This is a genomic window from Pseudodesulfovibrio sp. JC047 (assembly GCF_010468615.1).
GTDB lineage: Bacteria > Desulfobacterota > Desulfovibrionia > Desulfovibrionales > Desulfovibrionaceae > Pseudodesulfovibrio.
Window position 1 is genome coordinate 160,404 of sequence record NZ_WUEH01000006.1, and the last position, 24,093, is coordinate 184,496.

The 24,093-nt window shown below is 51.7% G+C and carries 18 protein-coding genes; 7 read left to right on the forward strand and 11 right to left on the reverse strand.

Annotation, left to right across the window (positions count from 1 at the left end; genetic code table 11):
* The first annotated feature begins 128 nt into the window (after positions 1–128).
* From GO013_RS05810 to GO013_RS05830, 5 genes are all read left to right on the forward strand, one after another.
* A complete protein-coding gene (locus GO013_RS05810; protein ID WP_239057757.1) occupies positions 129–1,445 on the forward strand; it encodes a DUF4139 domain-containing protein in 1,317 nt (438 codons plus the stop codon).
* 12 nt (positions 1,446–1,457) lie between these two features.
* Positions 1,458–2,669: a trehalose 6-phosphate synthase gene (locus GO013_RS05815; protein WP_163809121.1), complete on the forward strand. Its 1,212-nt coding sequence runs from the start codon at positions 1,458–1,460 to the stop codon at positions 2,667–2,669.
* Between the two features lie 27 nt (positions 2,670–2,696).
* Entirely contained in the window at positions 2,697–5,873 is a 3,177-nt protein-coding gene (locus GO013_RS05820; protein ID WP_163809123.1) for a beta-phosphoglucomutase family hydrolase, read from the forward strand.
* A gap of 176 nt (positions 5,874–6,049) precedes the next feature.
* Positions 6,050–7,147 carry a redox-regulated ATPase YchF gene (gene ychF, locus GO013_RS05825; protein WP_163809124.1) on the forward strand — a complete coding sequence of 366 codons (1,098 nt, stop codon included), beginning with the start codon at positions 6,050–6,052 and terminating at the stop codon, positions 7,145–7,147.
* 233 nt (positions 7,148–7,380) lie between these two features.
* Positions 7,381–8,163 carry a transporter substrate-binding domain-containing protein gene (locus tag GO013_RS05830; RefSeq protein WP_163809126.1) on the forward strand — a complete coding sequence of 261 codons (783 nt, stop codon included), beginning with the start codon at positions 7,381–7,383 and terminating at the stop codon, positions 8,161–8,163.
* Positions 8,164–8,224: 61 nt separating this feature from the next.
* Here the strand turns inward: GO013_RS05830 and GO013_RS05835 are convergent, their stop codons facing one another.
* The 10 genes from GO013_RS05835 to GO013_RS17370 all read right to left on the reverse strand — a co-directional run bounded on the left by GO013_RS05835 (position 8,225) and on the right by GO013_RS17370 (position 19,868).
* Positions 8,225–9,490, reverse strand: coding sequence for a class II fructose-bisphosphate aldolase (locus GO013_RS05835; RefSeq protein WP_163809128.1), 1,266 nt, complete (start codon positions 9,488–9,490; stop codon positions 8,225–8,227).
* Positions 9,491–9,646: 156 nt separating this feature from the next.
* Positions 9,647–9,952 (reverse strand): phage regulatory CII family protein, encoded by a 306-nt coding sequence (locus GO013_RS05840; RefSeq protein WP_163809130.1) that lies wholly within the window; start codon positions 9,950–9,952, stop codon positions 9,647–9,649.
* A gap of 215 nt (positions 9,953–10,167) precedes the next feature.
* Positions 10,168–12,102: a SpoIIE family protein phosphatase gene (locus GO013_RS05845; RefSeq protein ID WP_163809132.1), complete on the reverse strand. Its 1,935-nt coding sequence runs from the start codon at positions 12,100–12,102 to the stop codon at positions 10,168–10,170.
* On the reverse strand, positions 12,099–13,100 hold the full coding sequence (locus GO013_RS05850; RefSeq protein ID WP_163809134.1) for an ABC transporter substrate-binding protein: 1,002 nt from the start codon (positions 13,098–13,100) through the stop codon (positions 12,099–12,101). The genes GO013_RS05845 and GO013_RS05850 overlap by 4 nt, the downstream gene beginning before the upstream one ends.
* A gap of 101 nt (positions 13,101–13,201) precedes the next feature.
* Positions 13,202–15,220, reverse strand: coding sequence for an ATP-binding protein (locus GO013_RS05855; RefSeq protein WP_163809136.1), 2,019 nt, complete (start codon positions 15,218–15,220; stop codon positions 13,202–13,204).
* A 290-nt stretch (positions 15,221–15,510) separates the two neighbouring features.
* Positions 15,511–15,759, reverse strand: a complete 249-nt coding sequence (locus GO013_RS05860) for a phage regulatory CII family protein (RefSeq protein WP_163809138.1) — start codon at positions 15,757–15,759, stop codon at positions 15,511–15,513.
* A gap of 563 nt (positions 15,760–16,322) precedes the next feature.
* The gene (locus GO013_RS05865; protein ID WP_163809140.1) at positions 16,323–16,913 is read right to left on the reverse strand and encodes a TetR/AcrR family transcriptional regulator; all 591 of its coding nucleotides are present in this window, start codon (positions 16,911–16,913) and stop codon (positions 16,323–16,325) included.
* 240 nt (positions 16,914–17,153) lie between these two features.
* Complete coding sequence (locus tag GO013_RS05870; RefSeq protein WP_163809142.1) at positions 17,154–18,929, reverse strand: glutamine--tRNA ligase/YqeY domain fusion protein; 1,776 nt, start codon at positions 18,927–18,929, stop codon at positions 17,154–17,156.
* A gap of 147 nt (positions 18,930–19,076) precedes the next feature.
* Positions 19,077–19,733, reverse strand: coding sequence for a transporter substrate-binding domain-containing protein (locus tag GO013_RS05875; RefSeq protein WP_163809144.1), 657 nt, complete (start codon positions 19,731–19,733; stop codon positions 19,077–19,079).
* 6 nt (positions 19,734–19,739) lie between these two features.
* On the reverse strand, positions 19,740–19,868 hold the full coding sequence (locus GO013_RS17370) for a hypothetical protein (RefSeq protein ID WP_275406326.1): 129 nt from the start codon (positions 19,866–19,868) through the stop codon (positions 19,740–19,742).
* A 152-nt stretch (positions 19,869–20,020) separates the two neighbouring features.
* On the opposite strand from GO013_RS17370, the gene GO013_RS05880 reads away from it, so the two are divergent.
* Together GO013_RS05880 and GO013_RS05885 are read left to right on the forward strand one after the other, a co-directional pair.
* Positions 20,021–20,839 (forward strand): nitroreductase family protein, encoded by an 819-nt coding sequence (locus GO013_RS05880; protein WP_163809146.1) that lies wholly within the window; start codon positions 20,021–20,023, stop codon positions 20,837–20,839.
* Positions 20,840–20,997: 158 nt separating this feature from the next.
* The gene (locus GO013_RS05885; RefSeq protein ID WP_343219532.1) at positions 20,998–23,418 is read left to right on the forward strand and encodes an acetate--CoA ligase family protein; all 2,421 of its coding nucleotides are present in this window, start codon (positions 20,998–21,000) and stop codon (positions 23,416–23,418) included.
* A gap of 177 nt (positions 23,419–23,595) precedes the next feature.
* Here GO013_RS05885 and GO013_RS05890 read toward each other — a convergent pair.
* Positions 23,596–24,093 (reverse strand): IS30 family transposase (locus tag GO013_RS05890; RefSeq protein ID WP_163809148.1); only part of this gene is annotated, 498 nt, incomplete at its 5' end.

Consider the following 24,093-nt stretch of genomic DNA (forward strand, 5'->3'; position numbering starts at 1 on the left):
CGTATACTGTGAAATATATTCGTCTGCGCGGAGGCCTCATGACCCGGTTGAAACTGACAGTTCTTTTTGGTGTTTTTGTATGTTCTTTGTTCTTTTTTCCTATAAATGGACAAGCCAACGGGAGCGGCTTGTTCTTAGCGGTGTACAATTCCGGACAGGCTCTTGTTCGGGATACGCGTGTCGTCACCCTTCCGGCCGGTCCTGCGGCAGTTGTTTTTTCGGATATTCCGAACACGGTGGAACCCACGTCTGTCCGGGCCGCCGCCGATGGCATGACGGTTCTGGATGTGGAATACAGTTTTCAGCAAATCACTTCGGGCAGCCTGCTTGATGCTGCTGTAGGCACAGAGGTGTCTGTCATTTTGCCGGACCCGGCTGATGGCAATTCGCGGATTGTGCGTAAGGCCACCTTGCTGTCCAACGTCGGCCAGCCCGTTTTTATGGTGGGTGACGAAGTGTATATCGGTAATTTCGAAGCGGTCATGCTGCCGAAAATGCCTCAGGATTTCGACACAGAGCCAACATTGACCCTGACCACCAATTGTGTGGATCAAGGGAAAAAAGATGTCTCGTTGAGTTATCTCATGGGCGGGATCAATTGGCAGGCAGACTATACCCTAACCTTGGGGAAATCCGGGACCACGGCGGATCTGGACTCCTGGGCCACGGTAACGAACAACGCCGGGCACGCTTTCAAGAATGCGGACCTTCGACTGGTTGCTGGAGACGTGCAGCGTGTTCAGGCTCCCAAGATGATGCGGAACATGGCCATGGTTGCCATGGACGCAGGAGCGGAAAGTGTCAGTGCCACTGCTTCAGAAACACCCTTTTCCCAGTATCACGTCTATTCGATAGGTCGTCCCATATCCCTGCCTGCTCGCGGCTCCAAACAGGTCGGCCTGTTTTCCGCAAAAGCCATTCCCGTGAAACAGACATTGACCAGCCGGTATAGAAGCGGGTCCGGGCATCGGCAGGGGACAATTTCTCAACCCGTTGAATTGGCGGTGGTCTTTGAAAATACGGAATCGGCCAAACTGGGACAGCCCATGCCAGCCGGACTGGTGCGGATATTCATGCCTTCTGCGGATGGAGCGCAGCTTTTGGCCGGGGAAACGCGAATCAATCACACCGCTGTCGGGAATGCCCTCGATCTCACGCTTGGCCGGTCATTTGATGTGACGGTTGAGCGGACGCAGACAGCGTTCAAGAAGGTGGGCAAGAAAAGCTATGAAATCGGATGGAAAGTGACGGTCAAAAACGGTTCATCCGCTCCGCAGGATATCGCTCTTCGCGAATCCTTTCCCGGATCATGGACACTTCTGTCCGCTGATGCCGAGTACACCGACGTGGATGCGGGGACCATCGAATTCTCGTTGACCTCGGTGGCGCCGATGCAGGGAACTGAAGGAAAATCCATCAACTACACGGTGCGTATCGACTACTAAAGGAGCTGGTTCATGCCTGATATCACGCCTGTTTCATTGGAAACACTCAAGGATTTTTATGATCTGATGGCCTCGACTCGGGCGGTCCGTTTCAAGGCTGTTGCTCAAATTCTTGATGGAGATACTGTGGACCGGGAAACCGTGTTCTTGTTGGCCCGGGCGTTGGAGTCTCTGGAGGGGGTGCCGGAAACGGACGGCAAGAAGGTGCTGTCTCTTGATGGTTCTCGAACCATCGCTTTAGACATGGACTACGAGATGAATGAACTTCGGAAGGATATCTTCTACCTGGAAGAGGGCGAAACAACCTTTCTGGAGCTTCTGGACGACTATCATCCCGGTTTTGAAGCAGCGGTACGGGCCGGACACGATCTGCTGGACGGGGTGAAATTCAACAGCTTCATCACGGACCGGGATGGCACGATCAACAATTACTGCGCCCGGTACCTGACGTCCATCCAGTCCATTTACAACGCGGTTTTCCTGACGCGTTTTGCGCAGGGAGCGGTTCGTAAACCCGTCATCTTGACGTCCGCGCCGCTGGATGGCCTGATGACGATCAGCGTGAATCCGGAAAACGAAATGTATTATGCGGCGTCCAAGGGGCGTGAATGTCTGGATTTGGAAAAGCGCATCCGTCGTTTACCAATTTCTGCGGAAAAACAGGCGGCCATGGATCGGCTCAATGCGAGGTTGACGGCCCTGACCAGTCGGCCCGAATACGAGAAATTCACTTTTATCGGGTCCGGTCTTCAATTCAAATTCGGGCAGTCCACCATCGCCCGGCAGGATATCGGGCGGTCCATTGATCCTGATGAATCAACGGCGTTGCTCGCGACGCTTGAGACTTTGGTCACGGAATTGGACCCGGATGCACGCCACTTCCGTATTGAGGATACCGGGTTGGATGTGGAGATCATCTTGACCGTTGCGACATCCGACAGTGGGTTGAAGGATTTTGACAAGGGTGACGGGGTTCGGTTCCTGAATACCGAACTCGATCTGGACATGGCTCGGGGACCGCATCTGATTTGCGGCGATACTGGGTCGGATGTGCCGATGCTCGAAGTGGCCCTGGAACTGACGCCAGATGTTCGGGCCATTTATGTGACCCGGGATGATGGGCTGGCAAAGCGGGTGACCGACCTGACCGATCACGCGTTGATCGTGCCTGAGCCGGATATGTTGGTGACGATTTTGGGGACGTTGAATACTACTATGCGTTAAGAAAACTCAGCTTTGAAGGAGCGATTTGTGTCTGCTATCACTCTTAAAGGTGTCGTGTTTGATTTGGATGGAGTTATCACCAGAACCGCACGGGTTCATGGCGAGGCATGGGAGACCGCATTCAACGAGTTTTTGAAACACCATGCGGAAGAAACAAATATCCCCTTCGAACCGTTCGATCGAACTGGTGATTATCACAATTATGTTGATGGAAAACCCCGATTCGAAGGGGTGATGAGTTTTCTCAAATCGAGGAATATCCGCATCGCACCGGGCGATCCCGAAGACCCTCCGAGTTTGGATTCGGTGTGCGGCATCGGCAATCGAAAGAATGAATTGTTTCAAAGCATTCTTCAGGAAGAAGGCCCTGAGGTCTTTCAGTCGTCTGTTGATTTGATCGGAGAACTCAAGCAGCAGGGCATTCGGGTGGGACTTGCCACCTCCAGCCGCAATGGACAATTGGTTCTTGAATTGGCTGGTTTGGAAGGTGTTTTCGAGACCATTGTGGACGGTATTGTTTCTGCGGAAATGGAATTGAAAGGAAAGCCGGAGCCGGATATTTTTGTCACGGCAGCCAAAAATATGGGATTGCATCCTGGCGAGTGCGTGGTGGTCGAAGATGCTATTTCAGGCGTTCAGGCCGGATGCGCAGGCAATTTTGGCATGACGCTTGGTGTGGCGCGGAACGTTCAGGGTGAAATGCTTAAACGGTTTGGCGCGGATTGGGTGGTTTCCGATCTTGGCGAGATCACGGTAGACGACCTGATGGAGTGGTTTGAAAGCGGGATGGCCACGGATGAGTGGTATCTCAGCTACAACGGGTTTGATCCGGGCGACGAGAAATTGCGTGAGACCCTGACCACGGTAGGTAACGGCTATTTGGGCACGCGTGGTGCCTACGAGTGCGAATGCTCATCCTATTATTTTTATCCGGGAACCTACATATCAGGTGTGTTCAACAAGACGCCGAGCGAGGTGCAGGGGCGCGAAATTTGGAATAATGATTTTGTCAATTGTCCCAACTGGCTCCCGGTTTCCTTCAAGATCGGAGCCGGCGAGTTTGTCAGTCCGTTGTCCATGGAAATGTTGAGTTACTCCCATCGGTTGAATATGCGTGAAGGCGTGATGGAACGGCACTTGGTGGTCAAGGATCAGGTGGGCCGTATTTCACGGATTTCTTCCCGACGGGTCGCGTCCATGGCCGATCCGCATTTGTTGGCGTTAAAATTCGATTTTACCCCGTTGAACTATTCGGCCAAGGCCACGGTTCGATGTTCGTTGAACGGGAATGTCAAGAATGACGGTGTGGCCAGGTATTCGAGTCTGAACACCCTGCATCTGAATCGGGTCGCCGGGGGCAAGGCCGGGGACGGCATTTTCCTGCATACTGAAACATCCCACTCACGGTATCAAATCGTCATGGCCGCCAAATCCAAGGTCATGGAAGACGGTAAATTGTTGGATGTGCGTAAGGACATTCTTCAGGATCGTTCCAAAATATCCGAAGAAATGCAGATATATGTCCATGAAAATCACCGGTATTCATTGGAGAAATTCGTCTATGTCCGGACCTCGCTTGATCGGGAACCCGGCAATCTCAAGGAGATGTGCCTTGATGGTTTGAAGAGCGTGAAAACGTTCAAGGGCGTGTTCGGTCCTCATGCCAAGAGTTGGAAGGCCCTCTGGCAGAAGGCGGACATTCGAGTCACTGGGGATCGGTTTGTGCAACGGGTGCTTCGATTACACCTCTATCATCTTTTGGTCACGGCCAGCCCGCACAATGTGAATCGGGATGCCGGGATGCCGGCCAGAGGACTGCACGGTGAAGCGTATCGAGGACATATTTTCTGGGATGAAGTCTATATTCAGCCATTTTACGACACCAATTTCCCGGAGATTTCCAAGGCGTTGCTCATGTATCGGTACAACCGATTGGACGCTGCCCGTGAGTATGCTCGGGAAAACGGGTATATCGGGGCCATGTATCCATGGCAGACCGCAGACGATGGGTCCGAGGAAACGCAGGAAGTCCATTACAATCCCGAATCCAAGAAATGGGGACCGGATTTGTCCCGGCGGCAACGACATGTGTCCATTGCCGTGTTCGTCAATGCCTGGCGGTACGTGTACTGCACGGGTGATCGACGATTCCTCGCGGAGTATGGTGCGGAGATGATGCTTGATATCGCCCGGTTCTGGGGCGGCATCGCTTCCTATGAAGAAAGTACGGGTAAATATCATATCGACGGAATCATGGGACCTGATGAATTTCATGAAGCCTTGCCCGGCAACGATTCTCCGGGGGTCCGGGACAACGCCTATACCAATATCATGGTTGTGTGGCTGCTTGAGAAGTCCCTTGAGATATTGGAGACGTTGCCGCAAAAGACACGGGATACACTGGTTGGGAAAATCGGTTTGACCCCGGAAGAGATTGACAAATGGCGGGCCATGACCACGCAACTCAACGTCATTTTGACGGAAGATGGCATTATCAGTCAGTTCGACGGGTATATGGATTTGGATGAATTGGATTGGGACAGTTACCGCAAACGGTTTTATTCCATTCATCGGATGGACCGTATCCTGAAAGCGGAAGGGGATAACCCGGATCATTACAAGGTCGCCAAACAGGCCGATACCTTGATGACGTGGTACCTGCTTGAACCCGAAGAAGTGGTTCGTATCCTGCAACAACTCGGGCATTCCGTGGACGATCCCATGAAGCTGCTCAAAGACAATTACGATTTCTACGAGCAACGGACCAGCCATGGTTCCACCCTGTCGAAAGTGGTTCACGCGGTTATTTCTCGGTACATTTATTCAAGTGAAATATCTTGGGATTGGTTCATGGAAGCCATGGAAAGTGATATCCGGGATACCCAGGGAGGCACCACGATTGAAGGGGTGCATACCGGGGTCATGGCCGGGACATTGGAAGTGCTCAAACAGGACTTCGCCGGATTGAACATGTCGAGTTCTCCCATGCGGGTTGATCCAGATCTGCCCCCGCATTGGGGAGAAATGCGGTTCAGTTTCATTTGGCGATCAATCTGGTTTGATTTGGTGATCGAACCTGATCGGGTCAACATGACCGCCTACCACAAGGGCGACAAGGTTGTGCCTGTGGAAATTTTTGGCAAGCTGTATAAGCTCAAGCCCGGGATGACCGTGGAGGCCAGGCGGTCTGGCGAGTCCCGATAATTCTCTGGATACTGGTGTTTTGGAAGACCCCGGAAGCCCGCTGAAAAGCGGGTTTCCTGTATCTGGTGGGGCGTTTTGCGGTGTGCCGAGCGAATCCGCTTGCATCCGGGAAAGAAGAAAGGTAGTGAGTCCGGCGCCGAGAGTGTTTTCGGCAATTTTTTTTTTCAGGAGCGTCCATGTCAGTCAGTATCGGAATCGTTGGCCTGCCAAACGTTGGCAAATCTACCTTGTTTAATGCCTTGACCAAAGCGCAGAACGCGGAAAGCGCAAACTATGCGTTTTGTACCATTGAACCGAATAAGGCGGTTGTTCCGGTCCCGGACAGTCGTCTTGACGTTCTCGCAGATTTGGTGAACCCGGAAAGGGTCCAGAGTTCCACGGTGGATTTTGTGGATATCGCCGGTCTGGTGGCTGGCGCGAGCAAAGGCGAGGGCCTGGGTAATAAATTTCTTGGCAACATTCGGGAAACACAGGCCATTTTGCATGTCGTCCGATGCTTTGACAACGACGATGTCATTCATGTGGCTAATTCCGTCGATCCGCTTCGGGATATCGAAGTGATCGAAACCGAACTGATTTTGGCTGATGTGCAGGTGCTGGAAAATCGCCTTGAGCGGATGGAAAAGCAGCTCAAGGGAGACAAAGGATTGGCCCCGAAAATCGCCATGGCCAAGAGCCTTATGGCACATATGGATCAGGGGCAACCGGCCAGCACTTTTGCGGAAGAAAGCACGGTTCTCGATGAGTTGTTGACGGAATTGCGGTTGATAACGGCCAAGAATGTCATTTACTGCGCCAATGTGGATGAAGAAGGATTGGTTGCGGATAACGCGTATATCCAGTCAGTCCAGGCTTTGGCTAAAGAACGTGGTGCTGAGTTCGTCAAGATTTCAGCACGGATGGAAGAGGAACTGGTGGGCCTTGAAGACGAGGAATATCAGGAATTTCTTGAATCCTACGGGATCAAGGAGTCCGGACTGCACCAGATCATTCGGACAGGATTTCATTCCCTCGGTCTGATTAGTTATTTTACGGCAGGTGTTCAGGAAGTCCGAGCTTGGACCATTCATGACGGGGATAAGGCTCCTCAGGCCGCTGGTGTCATTCACACGGATTTTGAACGCGGATTCATTCGGGCCGAGATCATCAGTTATGACCACTATGTAAAATTTGGTTCTGAATCAAAATGTCGGAGTGAAGGCGTGCTGCGGGTTGAAGGCAAGGATTACGTAATGAAGGATGGCGACGTCACACACTTCCTGTTTAACGTTTAATTTTGCAGAGTCTTTTGACGGTTTTTTTTAAGGCCCCTCCGTTTTCGGAGGGGCCTTTTTGGGTGCAATTTTTTTATTTTTTTATAGCATAGTATATTGTTTTTGTGTATGAGCTGTTGAATTTATTGAGACCAAATATAGGACTTTTTGGCTGCGTGCCGGAGGCCATCTTTTTCGAGAACACAGGGGATTTCACCATAAAAAATGACTGAATGCTGTCAAAGGATTTTCAAATGATGAACTGTTTTCTCTATACCTGTTTTGCTTTTTTTTTAATGATTGGGACAGCTTGTGCGGAAAGATTGCTTGCCATTGGGGTGGAGGATAGAGATTGGCCGGGGCATTATCAATGGATTGACGGGACTCTCGTGGGGATTGATGCAGATATTTTTCGGACTGTTGCAAGTGAGGCTGGTTATGAAATCGAGTTTGTACCTCTGCCGTGGAAACGAGTAACCATGATGGTTGAAGATCAACAGTTGGATGGGGTCTTCGATCTTGTTCTAACTCCACAGCGGGAGTCCCATATGCATTTTGTGCGAACTCCATTGAGTCAGGATACTGTTGTGTTTTGGGTGAAACAAGAAAGTGATTTTTCATATAAAGGGCACTGGGACAAGTCCTTGCGGCTTGGTTTGATGCACGCTGATGATTGGAGTACTTGTTTTGCCAATAATGGAGTGCCGACAGTTGTCCGGTTTAAAACGTTCGAAGCGGCGTTGCAAAGTCTTTTGATGGGTAGAATTGACGCTTTCGGAAATTCTTTCGAAGCAACATTTGAACATGTCAAAGAGTTGGGATTTGAAGAAAAGGTTGTCCCTTCTCATCCCGTTTTGCCGAAATATTTTTATATCGCTTTGAGTCGGAAACCTGGGCATAAGGATTTGGCTGACAGATTTTCTGTAGCTTTGAAAATGTTTTTTGAGAGTCCGGCGTATGAAGAAATTTTGAAGTCGTATAATATCCCTTCCTGGGAGAGAGTTCGTCCTTCAGCTTCTCAAAGTTGTCTTCGCTGAATTTTCAGATAAAAAAAGCCCGCATCGTTTGTATGATGCGGGCTTTTTCGTGTGATTGCTTCTAGTCGTCAAAGTCGCCTTCAGGCCCTTTGTCCGTATCCATGGCAGCTGCCATGGCCTTGATTTTGTCTTCGGTCCATTCTGCGGGATCTTCGAATTGTTCGGCCTTGGGACCAAGGTCATACGAACCGGCTTCGAGGATCAGGTCGTAGGCGATGGGCGCGGTGTCTTGTGCGTTGAAGACATTGACGAGCAGGTCGTAAACAAACGTCTCTACATTGTCTGCCATGCGTTGACGGATTGATTGGGCCTGGCCCTGCCAACGGCGTTCAAAGACCAGGTTGAGCTTCTTGTAATTGCCGCCGGAAATGCCGTTTTCGTCAGCATACGCGACCATTTCTTCCCACAGAGCATCGTCCACGCCGGTGTCCGGCACTTTGGCAAAGTGGTCTCCGTCCATGATGGCGTTGCCGAAGTCATTGACTTTGACACCCCAGCCGACCATTTGCAGGGCGGTGGCCACATTGGCTTTGGTCGTGGCGGTCTTGGCTGCAATGGCGCGAAGTCGATCAGAATCGTTGCCGGATGTGCCGTGCTGTGCGCCGGAGGTACCGTAGGGCTTGAGGGCTTCGTGAATCTCAGCAGTCAGGTCAACCTGAATGCCTTCACCGGAAGCCTCGATGCCGTGTGTGGTGCCGTTGTTAAGCGCGATCCAGTCCGGGCACAGGTTGTGAGCGTTGAGACCCTGACAGAGGAATTTTGCCTCTACCGGGCTGGACAGGCCGAATTCACCCTTGATTTCACCGATTTCTGTTTCATATCCAGCCCAGTTCGGAATGGCAGATGCCACGGCGAGGTTGGCCAGCAGGTTGAGATCGTCGGTCATGTGCGAGGCGTCAATGGCGATGGACGTGACACCAGTGTCGAACAGAGAGGGAATCTCTGCCTTGGCTTCGGCCACACCGTCCCATGACTTGATGAAATAATGGTCTGCATGAACAGCGACCGGCACGGTGATGCCGAGCTTGTTGCAGAGATAATCGACCCGGCGCGCAATGTTCCACACGGTGGTGGGGCAGTACGTCGATTCCGAGCGCGCGATTTCGATGATGATGGCCGCGTTGGCTCGTTGGGCTGCCTTGAGCGCACCCTCGATGATGAAGATGTTGCGGCCGTTGGCCGCGATGGTCATGGCACCGCCTTTGGCGGTCATGGCCCGGTCAATCACCTTACCGCTGACGAGCAGCGCCTGTGAGCCGGGAAAATTTTGAACGACGTTCGGCGGACGACCGACGGCGAGTGCTTTTTTGAAAGTATCCTGGGACATGCCCTTCCTCCTTGGAGCGTTTGTGTACAACAGCCAGTTAAAACCAAACGAATCATAAAGTCAAAATGAAACGGCAGGTCGTCGAGAGGAGCGCACACACCGAAGCCCTGGAATGCGATGACACCCCAGGGCACTCGGAGATGTGCATGGCGGGTGCTACATGGTCGCTTCCCGACCGCGCATACGGTTGCTCGTTCGGGGCTTTTCCTTGACCACGCCTTCCAAAGGCATGAGCGTATACCCCATTTCCCGAGCCATGAATTCGAGGATGGCGACGTTGTGCGTCGCCTTCACGATCTCGAACATGGTTTCGGCGCCGAGTTTGGCGTGTGTGTCAAACGGGTTCAACTCTCGAAGCAGTGTTGAATAGGGCTTTGAGATGGCCCGAGACACGTCCTTTGCAGGAATGCGTCCTTCAAGAACAACATCCTGCATTTTTTTGGTCAGATTCTTCTCGAACATGCTTAACCCCCCACATGTTGGATTTTTCTGCCTTGTTTTGAATGTTACTTCATTTTGGGGTTTTGTGCTAACGAAAAATAAAAAAAGGGGGAACTTTTTGAAAAATTGGCACGGAAATTGATTTTTTGTGAAGTAACGTCAATATGTTACTCCCTCTCCTTTTTTGCAAAAGAAGAGGGAGCCGTTTGTGACGAGGATGAGAGGCGGATAGTCTTTTATTTTTCACACTTACCAGTGAATTGCATGGCCAGCATGGTGATATCGTCAGACCGCTTTGCTCCGAGGGTGAAGGCCTTGATGGAGTCGTTGACATCCCGCACGAGGTGGGGGGCGAACGGTTCTTTCATGGCCGATAGCAGGTCCATGAGCCGGTCATCGGAGTAGAGTTCTTTTTCAGGGTTCATGGCTTCGGTCACGCCGTCGGTGTACATGAATATGATGTCTCCGGCGTTCATGTGCATGGTCTTCGTGGAGTACTCCATGGTGTCCAGAATACCTGCCACGGGTTCACCCAGTGGCGGAATCCATTCCGGAGTACCGCCGCACGGCATGAAGATCGGGGGATTGTGCCCTGCGTTGGCGTATTCGATGTCGCCGGTCTCGATATTCATCACTGCAAGGAACAGGGTGACGAACATGCAGGACTCATTGTCTGTCGAAAGGTCGGCGTTGACCTTGGTCAGGACGTCACCGGGTGAAATCCCTTTTTCAGAGACGACTTTGAGGAGCGTTTTGGTCACGGCCATGAAAAAGGCCGCTGGAACGCCTTTACCAGAGACATCGCCCACGAGAAAACAGAAATGTTTCTCATCGATAAAGAAGAAATCATAGAGATCGCCTCCGACCTCCTTGGCCGGTTCAATGGAGGCGAATATCTCGAATTCCTTTCGATCAGGAAAGGCCGGGAACAGCTTGGGCAGGATGCCCATTTGGATATCCCTCGCGATGCGGAGTTCCGATTCTATCCGTTCTTTGGCCGCCGTGGTGGTCGTCAAATCCTGAATGAATTTCTTGAGTGAGGTTTTCATGTATTCGAAAGAGTGAGCGAGGTCCCCTACTTCGTCGCGGCTGGTGATTGCCGGAAGCTGACTGTCCAAATCGCCCGAAGCGATATTTCGTGCGGCCCCGGACAGTTGGCGGAGCGGGTGGGTGATGCGTCTGGCAATGCCGATCGTGATACCTGCCAAAATGATGAATCCCGTCAGTCCGATCAAGGCCATGGTTATCGAAAGATTTTTGACATCGGCCAGCATTTCCGCCTTGGGAAAGAGAATGCCCAGCGACCAACCACCATATTCGAGGCCTTTGGAATACAGATAGCTGTCTGTATCACTGAGGGCTGTGCCCACTGCCTTGAACGAGGGTTTTCCAGACATCATGGTCTTGCCCAGGGTGCGCATGGTGTCAGAACCACGTTCTTCGGCCAGTGAGAAAATAGTCTGGTTCATGATGAGCCGTTTGTCCGGATGCGTGATGAATGTCCCATGTCTGGATAGCAGAAACGCGTATCCTGAATCGAAAATATGTATTTTCGCCACTTTTTCCTGAAGTTTTGTCAGGGAAATATCGGCAGTGACAACGCCGGTGAAGGTCGTTTGTCCATTCCTTTTTTGGAAAAAAGGTACCGCATAGGTCGCCATGACCACGCCGCCGCCACCGTCATCAAAATAGGGTTCAGTCCAGATCGGGCGGCCTAATTCCTTGGGAATTTGATACCAGTCCATGAAGAAATATCGATATTTGGCGTTGCCGAGCATGGTGAAACCGATGCGGCCGCCGGATCGGTAATAATAGGGTGAAAAATAGAGGGTATCGGGTTTGATCGAATAGGGTTCAAAAGCAATGGCCATACCGTAGATCTCAGGATTGTTGGCCAGAACTCGGCGGTTCAGCTCCAATATTTCCTCTGAAGACAATGTGGCATCTTCGAGTGAAAAGGCGATGTTTTCCACTACTTTTTGGACGTTATACAGGGTTGCGTCGATGCTGCCCGCTGTTTCTCGAGCCAGAAGACGGGAGTTTTCCCGGGTCTGGCGCAGGATGATGTCGCTGGAATAATAGGCGTTGTATCCAACAATGGCTCCTACGATGATAAAAGCGCAAGACAAGATGAAAAAGGTGAGTTTGAATGTGATGGGCCACCGCTTCATCGGGCTGCTCCCTTGTAAAATTCAGTGAATGTTGGTGCGTTCTTGAGAAACCCTGTCTCCAGCAGGACCTGGCAGACGCGTTTGAAATCTTCTTCCCGAAGAACGCCGAGCGGGGTGGTTGTGTCAGCTATGATGATGTCTTCCATACGTTTTAACATCCAACGTTGGTGCGGCCGGTTGGCCGGGACTTTGGCGGCCTGCATGTGTCGTAAAATGATATCCAGAGTTTCGTCTGTGTGGGCAAAGGCGTATTGCCACCCTCTGATGGTGGCCTTGACCAGTTTGCGGCAGAGCTCCGGGTGGTGTGTTGCGGTTTCTTCCAGACAATAGATGCCGTCCTCCGGAAAGTTGAGTCCGATTTCACTGAAGAAAAGCGGTTGTAGATCCTCGGTGTCCAGCCCATAGGACAAGAGTGTGTGATATTCGTTATACCACATGCCTGATGCCGCTTGCACACCGTCTCTGAGGAAAAGGTCCAGCGACGAAGACTGGGGGATGACGGTGACATCAAGGCCCATTTGGTGAAAAAGCGCGCGGGCTTGAATCTGGAATTCATTATTCCACAACCCGACTCGCTTGCCATCCAGGTCCGAGAAAGCGCGTATTCCCGAAGAGGTTTTGGCAATGAGCAGGAGTGCGGACTGTTGAACGAATTGACCAATGTTTACGACGGGGAGCGTTGTTCGTCGTTGCAGTCCTGTTGTGAGAAACAAGGTGGCGAATTCCGCGTTGCCAGTCGCCAGTTGTTCGCTGGCCAGTACATCGGGACCACCCGGGAGTAGCGTGAGATCAATCCCTTCGGCCGCATAGAATCCTTTTTCCTTGGCAACAATATATCCGGCAAACTGGGCTTGTGGCACCCATTGCAACGCCAGCCGAACCGAGTCCATTGAGTGGGCCTGTGTCGGTACCAATACACCGATAATGACCAGGGCAAGGAGTGCCCGGTGACTCTGGTTCCACCAGACTTTCCATGGTTTTTTTTGCAATAAAGGCATTGATTTCCTTCGTCCAAGTGACGGTTGGCACGCCTTTTGGGTCTGACGTGGCTGTCTCAGGTGAGAATGTTCATCGGTACAGGGGAGAGCTTTCCGCCGCATCAGGTGTGATCCGGTTCCGTGTTCTTGTGGGAAAAGGCCGTGTCGGTCATGTGTCGAATGGTGTTGAAAAGTGTGCTTTTCTTGACGGGTTTGGGGATGTGTATATCGGCTCCCGCCTTGAGACACCGTTTGGCGTCTTCATCCAGTGCATGGGCTGTCATCGCCGCTATCGGTGTCCGTGCGAGATCGTGTGTTGCCTCCCATGAACGGATGGCCTGTATCGCAGAGTAGCCGTCCATGAGTGGCATTTGAATGTCCATGAGAATCAGGTCCCAGCCGCCCTGTTTGAAGACCTCGACACCTTCGAGACCGTTTTCGATAACGGTGAGGGAGCACGGAGTCCCCTTAAGATAGGTTTGAATGACAAATGCGTTGTATTTGGAATCTTCCATCATCAGGATGGACGCTTTGGGCAGCGGTTTTTCCTCTTTTGAAACACGGCCTTCGCCGGATGGAGTTTTCGTGTTGGTATCCGCGTTGAAACTGGCTGTGAAATGGAATGTACTGCCGCGTCCCGGCGTGCTTTCCGCCCAGATACGACCATTCATGAGTTGGGTGAGTTGTTTGCTGATCGCCAGTCCCAGTCCGGTGCCGCCGAATTCCCGGGTGGTGGAGCTGTCGGCCTGGGTGAATGAATCGAAAATTGTAGAGAGTTTGTCGCCGGATATCCCCACACCCGTGTCTGTGATGGAAAATTGAATGGTAATTTTCCCGGCCGGTCCTGGTGTCGGCTGAACCGTCATGTCCACAGAACCGGAGTCGGTGAATTTGACGGCATTGCCCAGCAGGTTGAGGAGTATTTGTTGCAGTCGGGTCGGGTCACCCTGAAGGCGGTCCGGAATCTGCGAGGAGACCGAATAGGTCAGCTCCAACCCCTTTTGATCGCTTTTTGTCTCGATGATGGTGCAGATTTTTTCGGTGAGTTTTTTCAGGGAAAACCAGGTTGATTCAAGTGTGAGGTGCCCGGCTTCGATTTTTGACAGGTCCAGAATGTCATCCAGAATTTCCAGCAGACTTTCTCCGGCTGTGCGAAAGACACTGACGTACTTAGCTTGCGCTTTTGAAAGGTCTGTTTCCCAGAGAATGTCGGCCATGCCGAGAATGGCATTCATTGGAGTGCGGATCTCATGGCTCATGCTCGCCAGAAAATTGCTTTTTGCCTTATTTGCCACTTCTGCGGCCTTTTTGGATGTGCTGAGTTCTTGAAGGGCGGTGTTGAGGGATTGGTTTTTGGCCTCCAGTTCCTCGGTCCGTTCCTTGACCGTCATTTCAAGTATGTTCTGATGGTTCTGGAGTTTGGAGTTGGCCTCTTGAAGGTCATCAATGAGATGGCGGACGGATTCTCGCATGTCGTCAATGGCTCGGGCAAGGTTGCCAAGTTCGTTGGGGGCAGAAGTGTCGATGGCGGCATCGAGATTCCCGTCTGCGATGAAGGAGGCCGACGTTTCAAGTTGTTTGAGTGGGGCAAAGAACTTTTTTCGGGTAAATAGAAAGGCCGACAAGGATATCGCTGCGATAAGCAGGACGGCGAGAATTAAGGTTGCAACGGCGTACAGGCCGATTTCTTCATGAAATTTTTCCGTGGTGATCGCTACCCTGAAGGTTCCGATCCAGTCACCGTATTTTTTGATTTCAACGGATTTGGTCAGGAAATGGCGATTGTTTTGAAAAAAGGAGTATGGCTTGTCCGCATAGTGTGGGCGAACTTTGACGGCCATGACTTCCCGGCCGGTCACGACTTCCGCGAATACGACTGCTTCATCCTGAAAAACCGCGTCAATGAAATCTTTGGCAGAGGCGTGGTCCACCTGCCACACGGCGGAAGCCAGACTGATTCTGGCTAAGTGTGAAAGGTTGTCGGTGTGTTCACCAAGATGCAATTTGAGACGGTAGGCATTGAAACCGATGATCGCCGCAGAAAAACACAGCACAATAATACCGATCAATCCCATTTGCAGGAGAGCGGATCGACGGCTGAGAGAATATGCTTTGGTCAACGTGCGTGTGTCCGGGGTCATCTATCAGTCTCTTTTTATGTGTTCACATCACGGAATCCATATGATGTTCACGATATTTTCGCAAGATGACAGATCGATTTATGTGGAGACTCGTTGAGAAAACGCGAATCGTATCGTGTCGACGGCGTGTTGATATTGGGAAAGCCCTTGTTGGTCGTTTGGGTTGGGACAGTTGAGGGTGCGGTCTGCGTGTTGTCTCAGGTCTTCAGAAGGAACAGGTGTAGGGGACGGATAGCAGACAAAAAAAGGCCGGACAGCGTGTCCAGCCCTGGAAAAATTGAAAATATGGATCACGCGGTGCAGCTGTCCAGATTATACCCCATTTCAACGGCCATGTATTTGAGTGGTCGAACGTCATGCGTGACCTTCATGATATCCAATAACGTTTCTGCCCCGAGTTTTGCACTCACGTCAAAGGGATTGATTTCACGCATGAGCGTGGAGTAAGGCTTGTTGATTTTTTGCGCCACGACCTTGGCTTGAATGCCACTGTCGAGAATGCAATCCTGCACGACTTTGGTCACATTTTTTTCGAACATAGATCCCTCCCACATGTTTGTATGTCGTTTACGTTCTCCCCTAGTGGAATACATGTAGCAACAGCCGTGCCATGCAAATATATTTCACATTATATCATAAAATTTCTATGGGTTAGAGTAATTATTCCTGCTTGGCCGACGGTAAGAAGTGTGTCGCACGAGTGGCACTTTTGCGACATATGCGACATTTAGCAGCAAAAACTGTCGCAATGCGACGTTTTCGGGTGTGAATCGTGCACAAAAAAAGGGAGTCGCCAAGGCGACTCCCTGAATTCCCCGGTTAAACCGAGGGTCCGAAACGTATCTATCAGGCTTTCAGGTGTGGGTTGCGGTCCATTCCGATGCCCATAGGAGGTGATTCGTTCGGGACTAAGAATTATGTATGTGCTTCCGTTCTTTCGTCCAGGTTCGCATGGGAATCATATCCTGAAGCCAATTTCGGCTTTCAGTCATGTTCTTTATGCGTTTGGTCGATGCGAGTTTGGAAAGCATGTATTTTCTCCGTAAAAAATGTCAGTTGCCTCCATGTCAGATGCGGGGGCGTGTCGTGCTGCCGAGTTGCTTTATTGGTTGTCCGATTTCGGATTGTATTTGAGACTGCGCATGACGTGTTTGATTGTTTCAGTAAAAATGTTGCCGGATTCATACGGGGTCAGCAGACTGGTCCGAACTGAGCCAACAATGTTTCCGTAAATAATCAATGCGGTTTCTTCGAGGGGGAGGTTCCGGATTGAACCGTCGGCGATCCCCAGAGACACGCACCGTTTGAGTTCGTCAATGAAGACGCTGAATTTTTCCGCCACTTTTTCGGCATCGAGTCCGGTTTCCATGTGGCTGAACGGGGAACACCGCAGCAGGATGGAAAAACGGTTTCTGTGCTCTTCGGTAAAATCGAAATAGGCAGTCATGTACCGGCTAATCGCTTCAAGGCCATTGGTCTCATGGGCGGTTGCTTCGGCCAGTTGCACAATCAGTCTGTCTGCCATGTCAAATCCAGCGGCCAGGAATAAATCCTGTTTGCTGCCGAAATAATGAGAAACCAGTCCGAAAGAGACATCGGCCCGATTGGCAACGTCTTTGACGGTTGCTCCGCTGAATCCTTTTTGTGCAAAGGCTTCCTGGGCGGCTTTGAGTATGGCTTCTTTTTTTGACATGTGGTTTTCTCTGTATCGATTGATTGTGCAATCAGTGTCTGAAAGAGATATAGATTGATTGTGCAATCAAAGTCAAGCAGATTCGGATATATCAGTGCATGATTTTATGAAATCAGATGGGTTTTAGTGGAACAAAAAAAGATAAGAATCTGAAATTGCTCATAAAAAAGCCCCAGGATCGGGGCTTTATTTTTTTTGAGCCGAGGTTTTGACCATCGGCGTAAAGGAAACGATGGTTCCTTATTTTTTCATCTGTTTTTGAATTTTGGCCCAAGAATCGCGGAGGGTTGCGGTTCGGTTGAAGACCAATTTTTCGCCCGGCTTGTGGTCTTTTGAGTCCGCGCAGAAATAGCCGGTCCGTTCGAACTGGAAGTTGGTGCCCGGTGCCATGGTGGCGAGGGCTGGTTCGACATAGCATTCTGTCAGGATTTCCTGAGAATTGGGATCGATATAATCCACGAAGGTCTTGCCTTCTTCCGGTGCATTGGGATTGTCGATACTGAACAGGTTGGTGTAATTGCGGACTTCCGCCTTGATTCCCTTGGTTGCGGAGACCCAGTGCATGGTGCCTTTGACCTTGCGTCCACCTTCGAGCCAGCCGCCCTTGGTTTCGGGGTCATAGGTTGCACGGATTTCGGTAATGGTACCGTTTTCGTCTGTGTCGTAGCCAGTACACAAAACATAATATGCGCCACGCAGCCGGACTTCTCTGTCCGGTCCCATGCGGAAGAATTTTTTCGGCGGATTTTCCATGAAGTCCGCGCGTTCGATCCAGAGTTCCTTGGTGAAAGGAACGGTGCGGGTGCCGTAGGATTCATATTCGGGGTGCAGGGCCATTTCGAATTCGTCCACCTGATCGTCCGGGTAATTTTCGATAACCAGTTTGACTGGATCAACAACGCCCATGTACCGCGCTGCCCGATCGTTCAAGTCCTGGCGCACGCAGTGTTCAAGCAGGGCATATTCCACGGTGGAGGCGGCCTTTGCCACGCCAATACGGTCGCAGAAGTCACGAATGGATTCCGGGGTGAAGCCACGGCGGCGAAAACCGGAAATGGTCGGCATCCGGGGGTCATCCCAGCCCGAAACATGTCCTTCCTGCACGAGCTGAATCAGCTTGCGTTTGGACAGGACCGTGCCGGTGATGTTCAGTCGGGCGAATTCATACTGCCAGGGGCGTTGGTTGAATCCGGGCAGGGCGGCCAATTCTTCATAGATGGTTGCGTTTTCACCGAAGAGTTCGGGCTGTTTCAGTCCTTTCATGAGGGTGTTGACGCACCAGTCGTAGACAGGACGGTTGTTTTCGAATTCCATGGTGCAGATCGAATGGGTGATGCCTTCCATGGCATCGGACAGCCCATGGGTGAAATCGTACATGGGATAGATGCACCATGTATCGCCAGTGCGGTGATGGGTCGCGTGTTTGATGCGATACAGGGCCGGGTCACGAAGCATCAGGTTGGGGGCTGTCATGTCGATCTTGCCACGCAGGATACATTCGCCGTCAGCCATTTCTCCGGCTTTCATGGCGCGGAAGAGGGAGAGGTTTTCGTCCACAGTCCGATCACGGTAGGGCGAATTGATACCGGGTTCTTTGAGCGTGCCACGGTTTTCGCGGATTTTGTCCGCAGACTGATGGTCCACATATGCCATGCCCATTTTGATGAAAAGTTCGGCGATGAAATACAGGCGTTCAAAGTAATTTGAAGCAAAGGGATTGGCATCCCACTCAAAGCCGAGCCACTCCACATCTTGACGAATGGAGTCCACGTATTCCATCTCTTCCTTCACTGGATTGGTGTCATCGAAACGGAGGTTGCATTTGCCGCCGTATTCGCGTGCCAGTCCAAAGTTCAGGCAGATGGATTTGGCATGTCCTATGTGCAGATAGCCGTTGGGTTCTGGGGGAAACCGCGTATGGACCCGCTGGCCGTATTTGTCGGTTTCGTTGTCCTTGTCGATGATCTGACGAATGAAGTCTTTGCCTTTTTCCGGGGCATCGGGCTTAGTGCTCATGAAAAATCCTCGTTGTATAGCGTGATCCGTAATCGGAATATATATCGTATGCTGAACGGAATTGTCAGTAATTATCCTGACGGATTCTGGAAATACGGGAAATCGTCAGGGTGGTCAACGCTCCGGCGTGGGGTGGATTTTACCGTATTATTGATCGGGCGTGGCCGGTTGGTGCAGCCTTTCGAAAAATGTGTCGATAATTCGATCGAATGCACCGGATTCCTTGAGGAGTCTGTTCGCTTTCAATAATTGCGGCAGGCATTGGACCAATGAAGATTTTTTGGACAAGGCGAAGTAAACCGGGATGACACTGTCATATCTGAATGTCGCTTTTTTCACTTTGTCGGCGATGTGCAATTCCGCGATCAGATAGTCTCCAATACTTTCGGTGACGATAATCGTATTGATTCGACCTGAAATAAGTTTTTTGAAATTTAATGCGTTGTTGTGAATTGGCTGTTTGTTCAATGACGTGTCCGAATCGAACTGTTCGAAATATTGTGCACCTCGCTGCGTGCCGATGGAACGATGTGACAGGTCAGTATAGTGGATGATATCTGGTGTGTTGTTGCGGAGATAAAAAACCTTGGCGGATCGTGTCTTGTACGGCGGTTCAAGAAAAATCATGGTGTTTTCTCGATCCTGCCGTTTGAGGATGCCGCTAATGATATCAGCGTCACCGGTTTCGATCATGGCAACACCTCGTATCCAGGGGCATGGGACAAAGCGGGGGGTGTATCCGATTTCCTGTAACAAGGCGGTCACGAGTCGGATGTCTATCCCGTCAATGGATGTGCCATCCACGATCTTTCAGGGTGGATAATGGTCGGCCACAACCACAGCCTCCCTCGGATCGGTGGCAGGCTCTTCGGCCAGACACACCGAGGGGGGACACAGAAGCATGAAGCCGATGAGGACGCACCAGATACACTGTTTCATGGTGAATAGTACCTGAAAAAAATATTTGTTGTAAAGGGTGCGTGTTCGTGTGCAAAAACGCATTTCAACGATGTTTAAAAATGTTTCGATACGATCAGGGCTTCATGGTTGTCATGATATCGCGTACGTCATGTCATATTTAAGGAGAGTATATGTCATTATTTTCAATAGATTCGAAGAAGTGTCTCAAGGATGGAGCGTGTGCTGCGGACTGCCCGGTGGGGTGTCTTGTTTTTGAAGCCGGGAAAATCCCGGTCCCGCATGAAAAAAAACAGGCGTATTGTCTGCAATGTGGGCATTGCGTGGCCGTGTGTCCTTCTGGGGCAATTACGTTGAATGCGTTGCCTGAACCGGGTGTGCGCAAGGAGACGGCCTTGCGGGTATCGAATGCCCAGGGTGAGCAGTTCTTGCGGTCACGCCGGTCGGTGCGTACATTTCGTGACAAACCGATACCGCGTGAAACGCTGGCGTCCCTGCTGCAAACCGCTGAATATGCGCCGTCCGGGCACAATGCCAGAAAGACCCGGTGGGCCGTGGCTGATTCTTCCGAAGCGGTGAACCGTGTGGCGAATATCGTGGTGCAGTGGATGCGTCGGGAAGCCGAACAGGAGACTGATTTGGCACGCTCGCTTCACTTGCCCGGTATTGTTCGGGTGTGGGATTCGGGGCGGGATCTGGTGTGTCGAAATGCACCGGCTCTGGCCGTGGCCTTTGGACCGAAAAAAGGCATTACCCCGCGTGAAGATGGGGTGCTTGCGGTTTCCTATCTGGATTTGGCGGCAACGGCTGCCGGGCTTGGCGGATGCTGGTGCGGATATGTGACGACCGCAGCCATGCACGATCCCGAATTGCGAGCCATGTTTGGGGTGTCGGACGATCAAATGGTGTACGGTTCGATTCTGCTGGGCTGGCCGGTCAGGGCATATCCGGCAGTGCCGCCCCGTGCCGAGCCAGGGGTGCGGTGGTTGTAATTCTGGAGTATGGATATGACGTTTCGGCTGCTCTCGTCTGAACGGGCGGAGCGGCTTTTTGTCCCGGACAAGGCACTGCGTCCCTGTCCGGGGCGGGATAGTGTGTGAAATGATTTGGTTCAGCCAATGGCCCTCAATGGATTTCAGGGAGGAGAACGGTGCAGACGCATTTTGCTTTCGGATCTGTGCAGGTGTCGATCAATTATGACGCGATCACCGCGTTGTTGACCCGGGCGGACAGCCAAGGTCGAGCAACACTTTTCGAATTTGAAGTCTATGATTTGCTGAGGGAATCGGGAGCGGAAACGCCGCCGACCTGCATGCTGTTGGAGCGGGGAACACGGCCTGATGACGCGGTTTTGTCGAGTTTTCCCGGAGATTCGGTCGTGCTCAAGATTGTTTCGCCGACCATTGTCCACAAGTCGGATGTTGGCGGTGTGCGGGTGGCACGCAATACCCCTGACGCCATTCGATCGGCCTGGCGACGGATGCTCTACGATGTCCCGGAAAACTACGCGGCTTTTCTGGAAAAAAATCCCGAAGCTGCACCACTTCCCTATCAAGACCTTGACGGTGACGCTCTCAAGGAGGCCATTGCCCGGGATATTCGTGGGGTGTTGCTCGTGGAGTTCATGGAGCCGGATTCAAAGGAGTTCGGCAATGAACTGATTGTCGGCATCAGAAAGACCCGTGAGTTTGGCATGGTCTTGGGGGCGGGACTCGGCGGAACCGACACCGAAATTTATGCTGAACGGTTCAGGAAGGGGCAGGCTGTCACGTTGTGTTCCACGGCCATGACCGATGGAGCGCAGTTTTTCGAACTTTTCAAGAGAACCCTGTCATATAAGAAATTGGCCGGGTTGACGCGCGGCCAACGGCGTATCGTGACCGATGAGCAGTTGATCGAGTGTTTTTCCTCGTTCATCGACATGGCCAATTATTATTCACCGCTCAACCCGGACGCTCCGTTTCATATTGAGGAATTGGAAATCAATCCCTTTGCCTACGCGGACTATCTGATGGTGCCGTTGGACGGGATGTGCCGTTTTTCCCGGCCCGGATCAGTGCCTGTCTCTCGGCCTGTTGACCAGATCGACGCGCTGTTGCATCCGAAGACCATCGGCATCATAGGGGTTTCTGCTTCACGGATGAATTTCGGTCGGATTATTGTGCGCAACATTCTTGGAGCGGGTTTTCCGTCTGAAAATGTGCGTATTATTCGGGCTGGTGAAACGAGTATCGACGGGGTCGCCTGTGTGCCTGATCTCGCATCTCTTGATTGTCCGCTCGATTTGTTTGTGGTGGCGGTGGGAGCGCAGCAGGTCCCGGCTCTTGTGGATAGTTTGGTGGAGCTGGACGCGGCCAAGGGAGTGATGCTCATTCCGGGTGGTTTGGGTGAAACCGAAGACAGCAAGGAGCGAGCCGCTGAAGTGGTGGCAAAGATTCGTGCGGCTCATGCCCGAGGAACCGGCCCGGTTTTTCTCGGTGGTAACTGCATGGGCGTCGTGTCCCGGCCCGGCAGATATGACACCTGGTTCATTCCTGAAGAAAAACTGCCTGAATTGTCTGGCGACCCACATCGGTCCGCATTCATTTCCCAGTCCGGGGCCTTCATGTTGACCCGATTATCCCAGTGCCCCGAGTTGAATCCGTCATACATGGTGTCCATGGGCAATCAGACTGATCTGACTCTTGGGGATATGGTGGCTCATTTTGCCGATTCCGAGACCGTTGATGTGATCGCGGTTTATGCTGAAGGGTTTAACAATATGGATGGATTGGTCTTTTGTCAGTCTGTTCGTCGGGCCATCTTGGCCGGGAAGGATGTGATTTTTTACAAGGCAGGGCGGACCCCAGAAGGCAAGTCTGCGACCAGTGGGCATACCGCGTCGTTGGCCGGAGAGTACCCGGTTTGCGAGTCCTGTGTGCGTCAGGCTGGGGCGATTGTGGCCCAATCGTTTACCCAGTTCCAGAATCTTTTCATGGTGGCGGAACGGTTGCAGGGCAAGGTGATTCGAGGCAATCGGCTGGCCGCCATGTCCGGGGCCGGATTCGAGGCCGTGGGCATGGCTGATTCCATTCAATCAGACGACTATCGGATGGAATTGGCACCGTTATCGACGAAAACGACACAGGCTTTGGAAACGCTTTTTGTGGCCAACGGGTTGGATGCCCTGGTTTCGGTGACCAATCCGCTTGATATCACGCCCGGAGCGAACGATCAGGTTCACGTCAAGGCCATTCGTCTTTTGGCGGAAGGGGATAACGTGGATGCCGTGGTTGCCGGACTGGACCCCATGTCGCCGGTGATGCGGACTTTGGCCGATCCGGACACGCCGTTGACCATGGACGACGAGCGGTCCATTGCCTCTTTGCTGGCGGATGTGTTACCCACGCTTGAGACGCCGGTGATTGGTGTTGTGGATGGGGGGCGGCAATACGATCCGCTTGCCGATCGGCTCAAGGCCTCGGGGTTGTGTACGTTTCGGACGTCGGATCAGGCGGTTGCGACGCTCGCCCAATATATTGAAGGGCGGTTGAATAGTCATTTTTTGCGAGAGTCTTTTTTGAAGAAGTGAGGATGCCGCTTGCAGCGGCGGTGCTTTTTGGGAGTAAAGAGAAGAAAAGAAAAAGAAAAAGAGAAGAGTAAGAGGAAGAGGAAGAATGCGCCCTTGGCGCAGAGCCAGGGTGGGTGCTGCGCACCCGAACCACTTCCATGCCCTCCCGGCGGGGGCCTTTTTTGTTGGGGCAAATTGTCAAACCAAACTTAACACCCCGGCAAGTCCCTGCTCCTCAATGATTTCCCAGGTTGTCCTGTATCCGAATTTCTTCCTTGGTCGATGGTTTATGAGGTCAACGGACGAGGCCAGTCGCTCAGGATCTGAAAAGACGGACCGTTTGCGTTTGGGATAAAATTGCCTCAACAGACCGTTTGTTTGTTCGTTTAGCGCTCTTTCGTTTGGGGTCTGCGGATGGCAAAAATACACCTTGCAACCCAAGCTCTTTTGCACCGCTTTATAGCCTGAAAATTCTGATCCGCGATCAAGTGTCAGCGTTTTGATTAGCTCTTTGGGTAATCGGCGAAAAGTTGTATTGATTGCCTTGGAAACAGTGTCCATCTTCCTGTTTTTACAGTTTGTTGCAAGCAAAAAACCTGTAGACATTTCTACCAGAGTCAGAGCATTATCAATGCCCTTATACCCAAGGACCAAGTCGCCTTCCCAATGTCCAAACTCAATTTTCTTTTCTGCAAT